The following is a 14,737-nucleotide window of genomic DNA, read 5'->3' as shown; positions in this document are numbered from 1 at the left end:
CACGACCACGACCACGACCAGCATGATGGACACGGTGAATTCACTGTGCAATATCAATTTACTTGTTCGAACCTGACAGACCTCTCAGAAATAGAAACTCAATGGTTTACTCATTTCCCTTCAACTGAGAAGGTATCCGTCAACTTGTTTACAGATAAAGGCCAGTCGGCTCGCGAACTGAATTCAACATCGACCACAATCAAATTTTAAACGCATTCCGTTTGAGTCACCTCGCCCTGTATGTTTTATGCAGGGCGTCGTCAATGAGGTCTTTATGACGAAAGTAATTGAGCTCAGCAATGTCACCTTTTGCTGGCAAAAAAATCAGCCTCCAACACTTGAGATTCCAGAGCTCATCATTGAGCAAGGCGAACACCTGTTTTTAAAAGGACCAAGTGGTAGTGGAAAATCCACATTGTTGAGTCTTCTAACCGGTATTAATACGGCCACATCTGGCGATATAAAAACACTCGGACAATCACTGAGTCAATTATCGTCTCGTCACCGTGATCGTTTTCGTGCCGACCACATTGGCTACATATTTCAACAATTTAACTTAATTCCATATTTGTCAGTGATTGACAATGTGACTCTACCTTGCGAGTTCTCTCAACACCGTCGCAATAAAGTCTCTGGCTCTATTCAAAACGAAGCCAAGCATCTACTTGAACAATTGAGGCTATCAAAAGATTTGTGGGTTAAGCCAGTCACTGAACTGAGCATAGGACAGCAGCAAAGAGTCGCTGCGGCACGTGCTTTGATTGGTCAGCCCGAGTTTTTAATTGCCGACGAACCCACGTCTGCGCTTGATCATGATAACCGAGAAGCATTCATCGAGTTACTCATGGAACAAGCCAATAAAGCGCACTCAACTCTAGTGTTTGTCAGTCACGATCCGAGTCTGGAATCACTGTTTAGTCGCAGTGAAAACCTCACCGATCTCAATCAAGCGAGGCAATCATGAGTATCACGATTAAACTGGCATGGAAAAGCCTACTCAATCGTAAAACCACCGCCATGCTAACGGTCTTGACCGTCGCTATCTCAGTGATTTTATTAATGGGTGTTGAGCGTATTCGAACGCAAGCAAAAAGCAGCTTTGCCAATACTATTTCTGGTACAGACCTCATAGTAGGCGGGCGTTCGGGTCAAATAAATTTATTACTATATTCTGTTTTTCGCATTGGCAATGCCACGAATAATATTGACTGGAAAAGCTATGAAGAATTTAGCCAACACAAGGCTGTAGACTGGACAATTCCAATCTCTCTGGGTGACTCTCATAAAGGTTTCAGGGTCATGGGTACCGACCACAGTTATTTTGAGCATTACCAGTATGGCCAAAAACAAGCATTAACCTTTGCCAAAGGCCACGAGTTCAATACGGTATTTGAAACCGTTTTGGGATCGGATGTCGCGAAGTCATTAGGCTACGACATAGGCAGTGATATCATCATCGCACACGGCATCAGCGATGTGAGTTTTAGTCGTCATGATAACCTTCCCTTTACGGTTGTTGGTATCTTAGCGCCAACAGGGACACCCGTCGATAAAACGGTCCATGTCTCACTGGGTGCCATTGAGGCGATTCATGTCGGGTGGGAGTCTGGTGCCAACCTAGGCAATGCCCCGAGCAAAGCGCAGTTAGAAAAAATGGATTTTCAACCAAAACAAATCACCGCAATGTTGGTTGGTTTAAAGAGTAAAATTCAGACTTTTGCTTTGCAGCGACAAATCAATACTTATAAGCAAGAACCACTGAGTGCCATCATGCCGGGCATTGCTTTGCATGAATTATGGGGACTAATGAGTGTCGCCGAACAAGCTTTGCTCATCGTGTCGATCTTTGTAGTGATTGCTGGGTTGATGGGTATGCTGTCTAGCCTACTAACGAGTTTACAAGAACGTCGACGTGAGATGGCAATCTTACGAGCAATGGGAGCCAGGCCAAGACATGTCTTTGCCTTATTGGTCAGCGAAGCCACTGTGTTAACAACCGTTGGTATCACATTGGGTGTTGCAGGAACTTATGCGTTATTGGCCATTGCAAGTCCGGTCATTGCGTCGCATTATGGCATCCATATTGCGTTAACAGGCATCACTAGCCATGAATGGTTATTACTTGGTTTTGTGCAGTTGGCTGGAATCATTATTGGTTTCTTCCCTGCTTTACGCGCCTACCAACAATCTTTAAGTGATGGTATGACCATCCGTGTATGATGAGACCTTTATGAACCTATTAGTTCGAACAATGTGTGTCTTCACTCTGGCATTTGGAGGGCTCCAGGCTCCTGCAATCGCACAAGAGGATGTGCAGACAGATAGTGAGATTTTAACGCTAGATTGGATTGATTTAATCCCAGAAGCAGAGCGTAATCAATTTGATGCGATCGGTATGCCGGTGACCAATCACTCTGGCGGGCAGATGGAGCAATCCATGATCGGCTCAGTCAGGCCTGAATTAAATGGCAGTACCGTAAAAATCCCTGGATTTGTGGTTCCACTAGAAGGGGATGAAGATACGGTTACCGAGTTTCTACTGGTGCCATATTTTGGCGCATGTATTCACGTACCGCCACCGCCACCAAACCAAATCGTTTACGTGAAATTTAAAGAAGGTGCCCCTGTGCATCGACTTTGGGATGTCATCTACGTCGTGGGGACATTGAAAACAGAGACCGTCAATTCAGAGCTAGCCGAAACTGGCTACTTAATTGAAGGCCTCAGCATTGAAGATTACGATGACAACTAGAATCTACGCAACAATTGCGTAACGAAAACAACCGTCTGCTAGTGTATCTCATTTAGCCAATGTAGGTAGAGAGATACGCTAGCACGCCAATGTAAACACAGAGCAACAGGGCTGTTGAGATGTGTTTCTTGAATTTATACTCTCTTGAGTAATTCATAAACTCCCTCCTTACTCACTCTCTAAATTTAACAAATATTTATCATTTATCCTAGGTTTTTTTACAACCTAACCCCTCTAATTATTAAAGCGGAAAATAGCTCACATAAATAGCACTAGTCATTTTGAGCAAACCCCGTTAAATTTATGACTTCCCTTCACTCTTATTCAGACGGTTAAGTGCATAACTATGAGTAACCTACCGGCCGGCAGCTCATCTCCAACAGCTGAACCTACCGCTCATCACTATGAGCAAAAAAATCAAAAAAAGAGTTCGCCGATGCGCGACAGCGCCAGTCGAATCAAAGCCATTGCACAGACTCACATCCTTGATGCACTTATTACTGAAGAAGCGTCAGAAAAAAGTGTCTTCGAGCGTGCTATTTTGCGGGATAAGCAACGAAAAGAGCAACGACAGAAAAACCTAGAGCATATCGTAAAGCTAGCACTGCAAGCATGTAATAGTGAGGTGGCTAGTGAGCCAGATTTTGATTGGTTACTGCGGTTTTTTGATATGGCTCAGGATATCCATAATACCTCGATGCAAAAACTGTGGGCACAGGTACTGAAGCGAGAGGTAACCAATCCTGGCTCCACCTCTATGAAAGCCTTAAAAACCCTCAAAGATATGACGCCAAAAGAGGCGCAAACCTTGCAACGCGCTGCCTCACTTGCCTGCAGCTTTGGTGCTGACAGTAGCAGAAAATTACTACTCGGCATCAAGCATCATGCCGGGCTGTTTAGTTTTTCAAAAAGAGACAGTTTCGATGAACTGAGCTTGGGGGAATTTAATCTTCCCTACTCCAGCCTATTGTTGTTAATCGAGCTAGGTATTCTTCTCGGTACGGAACTCGAATCCGGCGAGATTGCGCAAGAGCCAGCCTTGAACCTCAATTACCAAGGTAGCGAGTTTCAACTGCAATCTAAGTTAAAAGGCATTAGGCTCACCTATTATCGTTTTACCCCGACAGGCAACGAACTATGCCAACTGCTGGGGCACCGCGGGAACATGCAATATCAAGAGAAGTTGGTGAACCTACTCAATAGAAAATTCACCGTTGCTGGCGAAGCCGCCACTTCTTTTCATCACAAGGTTTAACGGACAGCGCTGCCAATATGCTGCGATGAAAAGAGCATATTGACCCACATACGACATCGATTTAAATTAAGCGATGATATTCTTTGCTTTCAAGACGGCTAAACACTCAGTAACCAACGTTGCCACATCGTGATCACTCGCTTGAAGGTGAATGTCAGGTTGAAGGGGCTGCTCATACTCAGAATCAATTCCAGTAAAATTGGCAATCTCTCCCGCACGTGCTTTCTTGTACAATCCTTTTGGATCTCGGGATTCGCAAACCGCCAAACTTGCATCAACAAACACTTCTAGAAACTCACCTTGTGGAAGTAAGGATTTAACCAAAGCACGCTCTTCTCTATGCGGAGAAATAAAGGCCGATAGGACAATCAATCCTGCATCCGCCATCAGTTTTGCCAACTCACCAACACGACGAATATTTTCTCGTCGATCTTGTGCTGAAAAACCAAGATCACGACATAAACCATGCCTAACGTTATCACCATCCAATAAATACGTATGATGACCCAAGCGAATCAGCTCAGTTTCTAATGCCCCCGCTACTGTCGATTTGCCAGCACCAGAAAGACCAGTAAACCAAAGGACGACAGGCTGCTGTTTTTTCAGCTCAGAGCGTTCCGATTTTGTTACGTAATGCTGATGCCAAATGACGTTCTCATCTTTTTCTAAAGTAGTATCTGACATATAAATCCTTAATTGTCACGAATCATAAAAACATTAAAATGGGAAAAAATACGGAATCAGTGCTAATACCAATACGGAATAGACGATTGAAATAGGAATACCGATCCGAAGGTAATCTTTAAGCTGATAATTGCCCACGCTGTACACCAACAAATTAGTTTGATATCCGTAAGGAGAAATGAAACTAGCACTGGCGCCAAATAAAACGGCCATAATAAATGGCATGGGATCAACCCCATAGCCCACAGCCATGCTATAGCCAATAGGAAATGCGAGAGCCGCCGCCGCATTATTGGTGATGAGCTCGGTTAGAATGAGAGTAACGAAGTAAGTCGCCACTAACGCACCAAATACCCCCCAGCCATTGAACAACTCCATAAACATCTCGCCCATCCGTTCGGACAGCCCTGTCGATATCATCAGTTGAGCAATAGATAATGCAGAGCCGACAATGACCACGATATCGGTAGGAAAACGACGTCTTAGTTCTCCGAAATTTACAATTCCGAACGCTAAAATAGCAATAAGATAGAGCGCTAGTCCCTTAATAATAGGAAGGACGTTAGTAAGCGCTAACACTATCACCGCAATGAAGCCGAACAACACATAGCTCGATTTGGCAAAATCAAGCTTAGCGCTCGAATCTAAGTCGTTGACTAACACAAACTCTTTTCGGTGCTTGCGCCTTTCATCGTCGAATCGTTTACCTGGCGCCAAGACGAGGGTATCGCCAGCTTGCAGTACAATATTACCCAATCCGCCTTCTAAGCGTTCGTGTCCACGACGAATTGCGACGACCACGGCATCAAATTTATCGCGAAAGTGACTCGATTTTAGGGTTTTATTGCAGAAAGTAGCCGAGGAACTCACCACAACCTCTAGCAGGTTTTGACCGTTTAGATGATGCTGCCCAAAGAAAGTCAGGCCATTGATTTCTTGTAAAGTATTGACGCTCTCTACATCACCGCAAAATAGTAGCCTGTCTTTTGCCTTAAGTACGAAGTCGGGATCAACAGAAGCCAGCGTTTCTCCATCGCGCACCACTTCAGCTAAGAATAGCTTTCTCAGTGCTCTCAAGTTATTTTCGGCAATACTGCCTCCGACTAAAGGCGACCCAGGCTCCACTCTAGCTTCCAAGAAATACGGTAAATCATCTTGGCTAATATCGTCATAGTTTGGCAGGAGATAGCTCAAGGGGATAAGCACAATCACCCCACCAATCAATACACTCAAACCAATCCAAGTCGGTGCAAAAAAGTCTAAACTGGGCAGCCCAACATCCTCAACAAAGCTATTAATAATTAGGTTTGTTGAGGTACCAATCAGCGTTAGTGTGCCTCCTAATATTGCAGCGTAGGACAAGGGGATCAGTAACTTTGAAGGGGCGTGGCGCTGATTCCGTTTTATTGCACCGATAAGAGAAACAACAACAGCCGTATTATTGGTAAATGATGAAAGAAGCGCCGTAGAAATACCAAGCTTCGCCACAACGGAACCCAGTTTCCCTGTCGCAATAGAACGACTAACCCAACTGATCAGGCGTGTCTTCTCCAAAGCGGCAGAAGACATGATGAGCAGCACCAGTGTCAGTAATGACGAGTTGGTGAAATTGGTCGCAATAACGCTTAACTCCGTCATTCCTGTAATGAAGGAGATAAACGCCGCGCCAGCGAAAATAAGGCTGGGTTTAATTTTAGTGGCCACTAAGCAGCTAATGATTGACATCAATAGCGCTAAAACCACTCCTTGTTCCCACATAATCCTTATCCTCGCCAACTGACCATTTTTTCACGCACCATTCGGTGTGCTGTTGCTCGTGCTACGCCTTATAAGCTATGGCCACAAGCTTATATCTTGGCATCCCACTCAGGGAAGTGCTTCAATATCAGTGATTTAAGCTCGCTTTCAAACGCCCCCATGCGCTCCTTAGGAGAACGCTGCTGCTCAGCAAGTGCATCTCGAACTAAGCCTGCCCCTACTGTCACATTGGTGAGGCGATCGATGATAATAAAGCCACCTGTATCTTGCACGGCATCATAATTATCAATGGCTACCGATTCAGTAAGTGACCACTCACATAGCCCAATACCATTAATTGGTAGGGTTTCAGTATCGAAAGATGCCAGCGTATTGATATCGTATTGATGACGAACCGCTTCTAGCTGTCCTTGTGTTTTCTTGCCGGCGATTTTAATGTCGTAGGTTTTGCCTGCCGTCAATGCGTCATCCGTCATCCAGACGACATCCGCTAGCAGACGATTCGATGATGTCACTTTTGCATCTTGTTTGACGATAAGGTCACCACGGCTGATATCGATTTCATCCGTCAAGGTTAACGTCACGGCTTGCCCTGCAAATGCTACGTCGAGATTGCCGTCGAATGTCACGATGCTTTCTATGGTCGACGTCTTTCCAGACGGCAGCGATTTTATCTCATCGCCTACACGGATCTCACCAGAACCAACGGTGCCAGCAAACCCACGAAAATCGAGGTTAGGGCGATTCACATACTGCACGGGGAATCGAAATTCGCCGTAGCGTTTATCTTGGTCAATATCGACGGTTTCCAATAACTCCAACAACGGCTTGCCTTGATACCACGGCATGTTCTCACCCGCGTCGACCACGTTATCGCCATCAAGCGCTGATAACGGAATAATTTGAATATCAATGCCTTTACCGAGTTTCTCAGAAAACGCTAAATAATCATCACGAATGGACTCGAATCGCTCTTGAGAAAAGTCCACTAAATCCATTTTGTTCACGGCAACAACAAATTGCTTAAGCCCGAGTAAACTAGCAATAAAGGAATGACGACGAGTCTGATCCAACATGCCTTTACGCGCGTCAATCAAAATAACCGCAAGATCACACGTTGATGCTCCCGTAGCCATATTACGCGTATATTGTTCATGCCCTGGTGTATCAGCAATGATGAACTTTCGTTTCTGCGTAGAGAAATAACGGTACGCCACATCAATGGTGATGCCTTGTTCACGCTCAGCTTGCAAGCCATCAACCAATAAAGCGAGGTCAGGCTTGTCGCCAGTGGTTCCTACTCGTTGGCTATCCGAGTGCACCGCGGCTAGTTGATCTTCATAAATTTGTTTCGAGTCATGGAGCAAGCGTCCAATTAAGGTACTTTTGCCATCATCCACTGAGCCACAGGTCAGGAATCGAAGTAAAGATTTGTGCTGATGCTGGTTGAGGTAACCCTCGATACCCAGTTCGGCAAGTTGTGTTTCAACTACGCTATTCATAATGTGTCCCTTCGATCCTTAGAAATATCCCTGACGTTTTTTAAGCTCCATCGATCCTGACTGATCATGATCGATCGCCCGACCCTGTCGCTCGCTTGAGGTCGCGACAAGCATCTCTTCAATGATCTCTGTCAGTGTGGATGCCGTTGATTCGACCGCTCCTGTCAGTGGGTAACAACCAAGCGTTCTAAAACGTACGCTCTTATTTTCCACTTTTTCATCAGGTTGGATCTCCATACGCTCATCATCAACCATGATCAGCATGCCATCTCGCTCAACGACAGGGCGCTCTGCCGCTAAATACAGTGGTACCATCTCGATATTTTCGAGGTAGATATATTGCCAAATATCCAGCTCCGTCCAATTCGATAGCGGGAATACTCGAATGCTTTCGCCTTTATTTATTTGACCGTTATAGGTATTCCACAATTCTGGACGTTGATTTTTAGGATCCCATGTATGGTTTTTATCCCTAAACGAATAGACTCGCTCTTTTGCTCTAGACTTTTCTTCATCGCGACGAGCTCCACCAAATGCCGCATCAAAGCCGTATTGATTGAGTGCTTGCTTCAAACCTTGGGTTTTCATGATGTCGGTATGTTTTGAAGAGCCATGCACAAAGGGATTGATCCCCATTTCCAGGCCTTCTGGATTTTTATGAACCAAAAGCTCAAACCCATACTTCTTGGCGGTACGATCTCGAAAATCAATCATTTCTTTGAATTTCCAGTCGGTATCCACGTGTAACAAAGGAAATGGGATTTTTCCTGGGTAAAAGGCTTTTCTAGCCAGGTGCAACATGACGGAAGAATCTTTACCGATTGAATACATCATGACCGGGTTATCAAATTCAGCAGCGACTTCACGAATAATGTGAATGCTCTCCGCTTCAAGTTGCTTAAGGTGAGTGAGTCTTTCTTGGTCCATTTGTTGTGCTTCCTTTTTTGCGAGTGGAGACTCATTGCATCTCCACAAGACTGAATTCCTATGCACTCTTTACACTAAGCGCGTGATTGATTTTGTTTCCGAAGCTAACGGTCTTATTAAGACCCGTCGCCTCTCCGGTATTGTTTGTATCACCAAACCAAGCAAGCTCTCTTGCTAGTTCAACCACCTCGCCCACCACGATCAATGATGGCGCTTGTGCATTCTTTGCAAGATCGGAAAGATCCTTTAGCTGACCTATTAATACTTTTTGGCTTTGCTGAGTGCCACGTTCAATAATCGCCACTGGTACATCAAGACGTCGTCCATGACGCACCAATTGCTGCTGAATATACTCTGACTTCATTAGGCCCATATAAATGACTAAGGTTTGATTGGGCCTTGCGAGTGTCGACCAATCCATATCGTCGCTTCCAGGCTTGAGATGGCCAGTAACAAATAGCGCAGACTGGGCATAATCACGATGAGTCAGAGGAATACCTGCATAAGCTGTCGCGCCAGCTGCAGCTGTAATACCGGGAACCACTTGAAATTGAATACCGGCTTGAGCAAGAACCTGGAGTTCTTCTCCCCCTCTGCCAAACATAAAGGAGTCCCCGCCCTTAATTCGCACAACCTTATGACCACTTTGAGCAAAATCGAGCAGTAATTGATTGGTCTTATCTTGAGGAACGCTATGATGCCCTGCTCGCTTACCCACACATACCAGCACAGTGCTATCCGGTACCAAGGCCATGATTTCTTCGGAAACAAGGTAGTCGTACAAAACCACATCAGCTTGCTGTAAAAAATTCAGAGCTTTGAGAGTGAGTAACTCAGGATCGCCCGGGCCAGCACCAACCAAAGCCACTTCACCGGCTTTTAGTTTTGAAGAAGGCAGTCTAGGTTTGACTGTACTCGCCACCAACTGAGGTGTAGGTTTTAAGTCTGTCGAGTGGTTGTGAGCTTGGTCCATATTGGCAGTCCATCGCGTATCTGATGTTGGCATTATGACCAACTGGCTATATTACCTGAAATTCTAAAATTTCATTTTTTATTCCAAAAACCACTATAGGACGAATTTGCCACTTTTTACCGAAGTAAAAGGACGCATTCACGCGTTCCCTTCTACTATTGATATTGGGGTGGCCTCGAGATGAGACATACGAATCAAAACCCACAATAACAACCAATTTAGATCACACTTTCTTTATGTATGAAAAATATCTTTCATAACAAATTGATACAATTGGCATGTTTTGAAACAGAATTCCATAGAAAGGATATGAAGATGAAAGTGGCAGTGAAACCTATTTCAATCGCAGTGCTTGGCGGCATGCTAGCAATAGCAGGCCCGGTAATGGCAGATGAAATTAAATTAAGAATAATCGAAACAACTGATATTCATACTAATGTCATGGATTATGACTACTACAAAGACAAGCCTTCACAAAAAATCGGCTTAGCCCGTGCTGCCACACTGGTCAAAGAAGCACGCAATGAAGTCAACAACAGTGTGCTCGTGGACAATGGTGATCTGCTACAAGGTAGTCCTATGGGCGATTACATGGCAGATAAAGGCGTGAAGCCGGGCGATATACACCCCGTTTACAAAGCGATGAATCAACTCAGCTATGATGTAGGTAACATCGGTAATCACGAATTTAACTATGGTTTAGATTTCTTAGCGGCTTCATTGAAGGGCGCTAACTTCCCGTATGTCAATGCTAACGTTTTTGATCAAGCAACCGGTGAGCACTACTTTAAGCCTTACCTCATCAAGACACATACCTTCCAAGATACCGCTGGCAATGCACAACAAGTAAAAGTTGGTTACATTGGTTTTGTTCCACCACAAATCATGGTTTGGGATAAAAAAAATCTAGAAGGCAAAGTCTTTGCTAAAGACATCAAGACGACCGCTGAAGAACTAGTGCCTCAAATGAAAAAAGAGGGAGCCGATATCATTATCGCTATTCCTCACTCAGGCGTATCTAGCGACCCATATAAAGCAGGCGCTGAAAACTCAACGTACTACCTTTCAGAAGTAAAAGGCATTGACGCGATCGCGTTTGGTCACTCCCATGCGGTATTCCCAGGTAAAGGGTTTGAAAATATCCAAGGCGTCGATAACGAAAAAGGCACCATCAATGGTGTTGCGGCAGTGATGCCGGGTCGTTGGGGTAGCCATGTGGGTGTGATGGATCTCATGCTGACTAAAGATGGGGACACATGGAAAGTCGCACAAACACAAACGCAAACCGAAGCTCGACCAATTTTTGATGCGGTCAGTAAGAAACCGTTGGTTGATGCCGATAAAGGCATCGTCGATGCGGTTAAAACCGATCATGATGCGACACGTGATTTTGTTAACCAGCCAATCGGCAAAGCAAATGATGTTATGTACAGCTTCCTAGCTCTGGTTCAGGACGATCCTACCGTACAAATCGTCAATCTTGCGCAAATAGATTATGTTGAAACCATGATTCAAGGCGATCCTGATCTTGATGGATTACCAGTATTATCTGCCGCTGCACCTTTTAAAGCCGGTGGAAGAAAAAATGACCCAGCGAACTTCACCGAAGTTGAATCTGGACAGCTCACCTTCCGAAATGCGGCGGACTTATACCTTTATCCGAATACGTTAGTTGCATTGAAAATGACAGGAAAAGAGGTCAAGGAATGGCTGGAATGCTCAGCGGGTCAATTTAATCAAATTGATGTTAGCAGTGATAAACCACAGTCTTTGATCGATTGGGATAACTTCCGTACCTATAACTTCGACGTTATGGACGGAGTTCACTACCAGATCGATGTAAGCCAAGCCGCTCGTTATGATGCTAACTGTCAGCCGCTTAATGAAAACAGCGAGCGTATTGTCGACTTAACCTATCAAGGTAAGCCTATAGACTTAACCCAAATGTTCCTTGTTGCGACTAACAATTATCGTGCTTACAGCAACAAATTCCCTGGAACTGGTAGCGAATTCATTGCATTTGATTCACCCGATGAGAACCGCACCGTTGTGGCGAGTTACATCACTAATGTCAGTAAAGACAAAGGTGAAGTCACCCCGAGCGCGGATAACAACTGGACGTTTGCTCCGCTTCAATCTGATGTAAAACTCGATGTTCGCTTTGAAACTTCGCCATCAGAAAAAGCCGCGAAATTCATCAAAGATAAAGGTCAGTACCCAATGGAAAAAGTGGCAACAGATGATGTTGGCTTTGCCGTTTATCGTATTGATCTACAGAAATAACCACTAAGCTATCAGTATAAAGCCACGCGAATGCGTGGCTTTTTTTATACCCGCAGTTTACTCTAAATCAAACACACCAAATAAGAGACAAAGCAATGCTTATCTGGAAAATAAAAAAATTTAACGAGCTAACCACACAAGAACTTTATCAATTATTAAAGTTACGTATTGATGTTTTCGTCGTAGAGCAAACGTGCCCTTATCCAGAACTTGATGACAAAGACCACCAAGCCGGTGTTTATCATCTTGCCGGCTACCGCGAGGATGAACTCATTGCTTGCGCAAGACTTTTGCCAAAAGGTATCAGCTATGAGGAAGTCAGTATTGGCCGAGTTGCCACAAATAGTAATCATCGTGGCAATGGTTTAGGCCATGAACTCATTAGCTATGCGATAAAAGCATGCGAAGATTTATGGCCAAATGAAGATATTACAATTGGCGCGCAATACCATTTAAAAAATTACTATGGTAAACATGGCTTTCAGCCTTGCTCAGAGCAATATCTGGAAGATGATATCCCGCACGTAGATATGAGACTGACGCGCTAGCGTCAGACTTGATTGCCTTATTTACTCCGGCCAAATCCGCCGTCAGACAACCTGAAGAACATGATGGATTGTTCGCCTTTTTCGATCTGCAGAATGTCCAACTGGCCCTCTTGGCTATATTTAAAGCGGATGAGCTGGCCTTGTTTAATTCGGCTTAGTGGTTTATCAGCCCCTTCGACTCGAGCAAGAGAGTTTAAATCCGCCATCGGCAATTGGTTTTTTCTGAAAACCTGAGCAAGGGTATCGCCTTTCTTAACCGTATATTCTCTCCAATCGGTCTCAGTCACTTGCTCCAAATCCTTTTGAGCACTTTGTTCACTCAACGACTGCGCATTAACACTGACGGTCACACGTTGGTTGGTTGGACTAGGCTCAATAGGTGATGTTGTCTTATGACTAGGCCAAAGCAATAACACGACTACGATGGGTACAATCACGCTTAGTAATCGACGGTGCAACAATGGCAAGTTGAACCAAAAGGATGAAAATTTTGCTTTCAACGCCAATAGATTCGGTTTACCAAGCGCTTGACTCTTGGTTTTGATTTTAGAAAAATCCATCTTAGCCCACAGCGCTTTTAATGGCTGTAAATGATCGATTTTTTGTTTCTTCCTTTGACGACGATTCATTCCTATCCGTCTCCTACTAAACAACGGGTCCAGTTTAAAAAAACCCACGATCAGAGTATAGGAAAATCGTAGGAAAACCTGTTTATAGCAGTCTAATGTCACAAGTTTTACAACTTACTCAAATTAAATAGTAAAACTTCTTAAGAGCATTCCGGTTTTATTTAAGAACTGGTATCCTTTGCGCTTCATTCGATAAGCAAAGAGAGACCGTCATGTCTGACGTGAAATTAGAAACTGTAGAACAAAAAGCTAGCTACGGTATTGGTCTACAAATGGGCCAACAACTAGCAGGAAGCGGCCTAGAAGGTCTTAACGTTGATGCAATCGCTAAAGGTATTGCAACTGCGCTTACTGGTGACATGCCAGAAATCGAAATTGATGAGATTAACAATGCTCTTCAAGACCTACACACTCGTGCAGAATCAGCTCGCCAAGAAGCGGCTAAAGCGGCATCTGCTGATAGTGAAGTATTCCTATCAGACAACGCACTTCGTCCAGAAGTTACCGTTCTTGAGTCTGGTCTTCAATACGAAGTAATCACTGAAGGTACTGGTGAAATCCCAACTGCAGACAACACAGTACGAGTTCACTACCACGGTGAGCTAACTGATGGAACTGTATTTGATAGTTCAGTATCTCGTGGCCAACCAGCTGAATTTCCAGTAACAGGCGTAATCAAAGGTTGGGTTGAAGCACTTCAACTTATGCCTGTTGGTTCAAAATGGAAGCTTTGCATTCCACAAGACCTTGCATATGGCGAGCGTGGCGCTGGCGCTGCAATCCCACCATTTGCAGCACTTGTTTTTGAAGTAGAGCTTCTAGAAATCCTAGGCTAATCTCCATAAACATAAAATTATTTAAGCAGTGATTCGTCACTGCTTTTTTTATTGTCTAAACTTACGGTCATGAACAACAAAATGGACTATATCATGATCAAAATAACCCCTGCCGTGCTCGCACTCTCTCTCGTTACTTTACCTGCAATGGCCGAGTTTGACTTGCCAACATTAGATTCAGATTCAACAAACAGCATGCTCAATAGCGCAGCGTCGCTAAGCCAGACACAAAATTCTGCAGTTGTCGGTAACCTTGTCGATAATTTATCGATTACACCTGAGCAAGCAACGACTGGCGCAGGTGCGCTGCTATCGTTAGCTCAAAATAGTTTAGGAAGTGGACAAGCATCTGAACTGAGTTCACTGATCCCAGGAATGTCATCGTTAAGCAGCAGTGGTTTATTAACGTCAGTTGAAAATATGGAAAGCGTTAAGAATATTTTCGCATCGGTAGGGCTAGATCCTAGCATGATCTCGCAATTCGCGCCTGTCGTGCTCGATTATTTAGGTACGCAAGGTGCAAGTTCTGAGTTATTAGGATCGTTAACGAGCTTATGGCAATAAATCGTACTGATAAATAAGCCAGATTT

General features: G+C 44.3%; 15 protein-coding genes. 9 read left to right on the top strand and 6 right to left on the bottom strand.

The window, feature by feature from the left end; translation table 11 throughout:
* The 5 genes from AB4405_RS14530 to AB4405_RS14510 all read left to right on the top strand — a co-directional run.
* Positions 1 to 210 (top strand): DUF2796 domain-containing protein (locus AB4405_RS14530; protein WP_372061495.1); only part of this gene is annotated, 210 nt, incomplete at its 5' end.
* Between the two features lie 64 nt (positions 211 to 274).
* Positions 275 to 964, top strand: a complete 690-nt coding sequence (locus tag AB4405_RS14525; protein WP_102471308.1) for an ABC transporter ATP-binding protein — start codon at positions 275 to 277, stop codon at positions 962 to 964.
* On the top strand, positions 961 to 2,220 hold the full coding sequence (locus AB4405_RS14520) for an ABC transporter permease (RefSeq protein WP_372061493.1): 1,260 nt from the start codon (positions 961 to 963) through the stop codon (positions 2,218 to 2,220). Before AB4405_RS14525 ends, AB4405_RS14520 begins: the two co-directional genes overlap by 4 nt.
* 10 nt (positions 2,221 to 2,230) lie before the next feature.
* Positions 2,231 to 2,752, top strand: coding sequence for a DUF3299 domain-containing protein (locus tag AB4405_RS14515; protein WP_372061492.1), 522 nt, complete (start codon positions 2,231 to 2,233; stop codon positions 2,750 to 2,752).
* A gap of 346 nt (positions 2,753 to 3,098) precedes the next feature.
* A complete protein-coding gene (locus AB4405_RS14510; protein WP_372061490.1) occupies positions 3,099 to 4,007 on the top strand; it encodes a TIGR03899 family protein in 909 nt (302 codons plus the stop codon).
* 66 nt (positions 4,008 to 4,073) lie between these two features.
* On the opposite strand, the gene cysC is transcribed toward AB4405_RS14510, so the two are convergent.
* From cysC to cobA, 5 genes are all read right to left on the bottom strand, one after another.
* Positions 4,074 to 4,691, bottom strand: coding sequence for an adenylyl-sulfate kinase (gene cysC / locus AB4405_RS14505; protein ID WP_372061489.1), 618 nt, complete (start codon positions 4,689 to 4,691; stop codon positions 4,074 to 4,076).
* Between the two features lie 33 nt (positions 4,692 to 4,724).
* Positions 4,725 to 6,449, bottom strand: a complete 1,725-nt coding sequence (locus AB4405_RS14500) for an SLC13 family permease (protein WP_372061488.1) — start codon at positions 6,447 to 6,449, stop codon at positions 4,725 to 4,727.
* A gap of 89 nt (positions 6,450 to 6,538) precedes the next feature.
* The gene (gene cysN, locus AB4405_RS14495; RefSeq protein WP_102471313.1) at positions 6,539 to 7,951 is read right to left on the bottom strand and encodes a sulfate adenylyltransferase subunit CysN; all 1,413 of its coding nucleotides are present in this window, start codon (positions 7,949 to 7,951) and stop codon (positions 6,539 to 6,541) included.
* A gap of 18 nt (positions 7,952 to 7,969) precedes the next feature.
* Positions 7,970 to 8,926: a sulfate adenylyltransferase subunit CysD gene (cysD, locus tag AB4405_RS14490; RefSeq protein WP_277869428.1), complete on the bottom strand. Its 957-nt coding sequence runs from the start codon at positions 8,924 to 8,926 to the stop codon at positions 7,970 to 7,972.
* 10 nt (positions 8,927 to 8,936) lie between these two features.
* Positions 8,937 to 9,851 carry a uroporphyrinogen-III C-methyltransferase gene (cobA, locus tag AB4405_RS14485; RefSeq protein ID WP_372061486.1) on the bottom strand — a complete coding sequence of 305 codons (915 nt, stop codon included), beginning with the start codon at positions 9,849 to 9,851 and terminating at the stop codon, positions 8,937 to 8,939.
* A 315-nt stretch (positions 9,852 to 10,166) separates the two neighbouring features.
* Between cobA and AB4405_RS14480 the strand changes: the two genes are divergently transcribed.
* Both AB4405_RS14480 and AB4405_RS14475 read left to right on the top strand, forming a co-directional pair.
* On the top strand, positions 10,167 to 12,134 hold the full coding sequence (locus AB4405_RS14480) for a bifunctional 2',3'-cyclic-nucleotide 2'-phosphodiesterase/3'-nucleotidase (RefSeq protein WP_372061485.1): 1,968 nt from the start codon (positions 10,167 to 10,169) through the stop codon (positions 12,132 to 12,134).
* Between the two features lie 95 nt (positions 12,135 to 12,229).
* The gene (locus tag AB4405_RS14475) at positions 12,230 to 12,682 is read left to right on the top strand and encodes a GNAT family N-acetyltransferase (protein ID WP_372061484.1); all 453 of its coding nucleotides are present in this window, start codon (positions 12,230 to 12,232) and stop codon (positions 12,680 to 12,682) included.
* 17 nt (positions 12,683 to 12,699) lie between these two features.
* On the opposite strand, the gene AB4405_RS14470 is transcribed toward AB4405_RS14475, so the two are convergent.
* Positions 12,700 to 13,311, bottom strand: a complete 612-nt coding sequence (locus tag AB4405_RS14470) for a LysM-like peptidoglycan-binding domain-containing protein (RefSeq protein WP_372061482.1) — start codon at positions 13,309 to 13,311, stop codon at positions 12,700 to 12,702.
* A 212-nt stretch (positions 13,312 to 13,523) separates the two neighbouring features.
* Here AB4405_RS14470 and AB4405_RS14465 point away from each other — a divergent pair, with 212 nt between their 5' ends.
* Both AB4405_RS14465 and AB4405_RS14460 read left to right on the top strand, forming a co-directional pair.
* Positions 13,524 to 14,147 (top strand): FKBP-type peptidyl-prolyl cis-trans isomerase, encoded by a 624-nt coding sequence (locus AB4405_RS14465; protein WP_102471319.1) that lies wholly within the window; start codon positions 13,524 to 13,526, stop codon positions 14,145 to 14,147.
* A gap of 93 nt (positions 14,148 to 14,240) precedes the next feature.
* Entirely contained in the window at positions 14,241 to 14,711 is a 471-nt protein-coding gene (locus AB4405_RS14460) for a DUF2780 domain-containing protein (protein ID WP_372061480.1), read from the top strand.
* Positions 14,712 to 14,737: the final 26 nt, after the last annotated feature.

The sequence above is a fragment of the Vibrio sp. 10N.261.51.F12 genome, assembly GCF_041471725.1.
Taxonomy (GTDB): Bacteria; Pseudomonadota; Gammaproteobacteria; order Enterobacterales; family Vibrionaceae; genus Vibrio.
The sequence above is the reverse complement of the archived record's forward strand: the minus strand, read 5'-3'. Positions and strand labels throughout refer to the sequence as shown.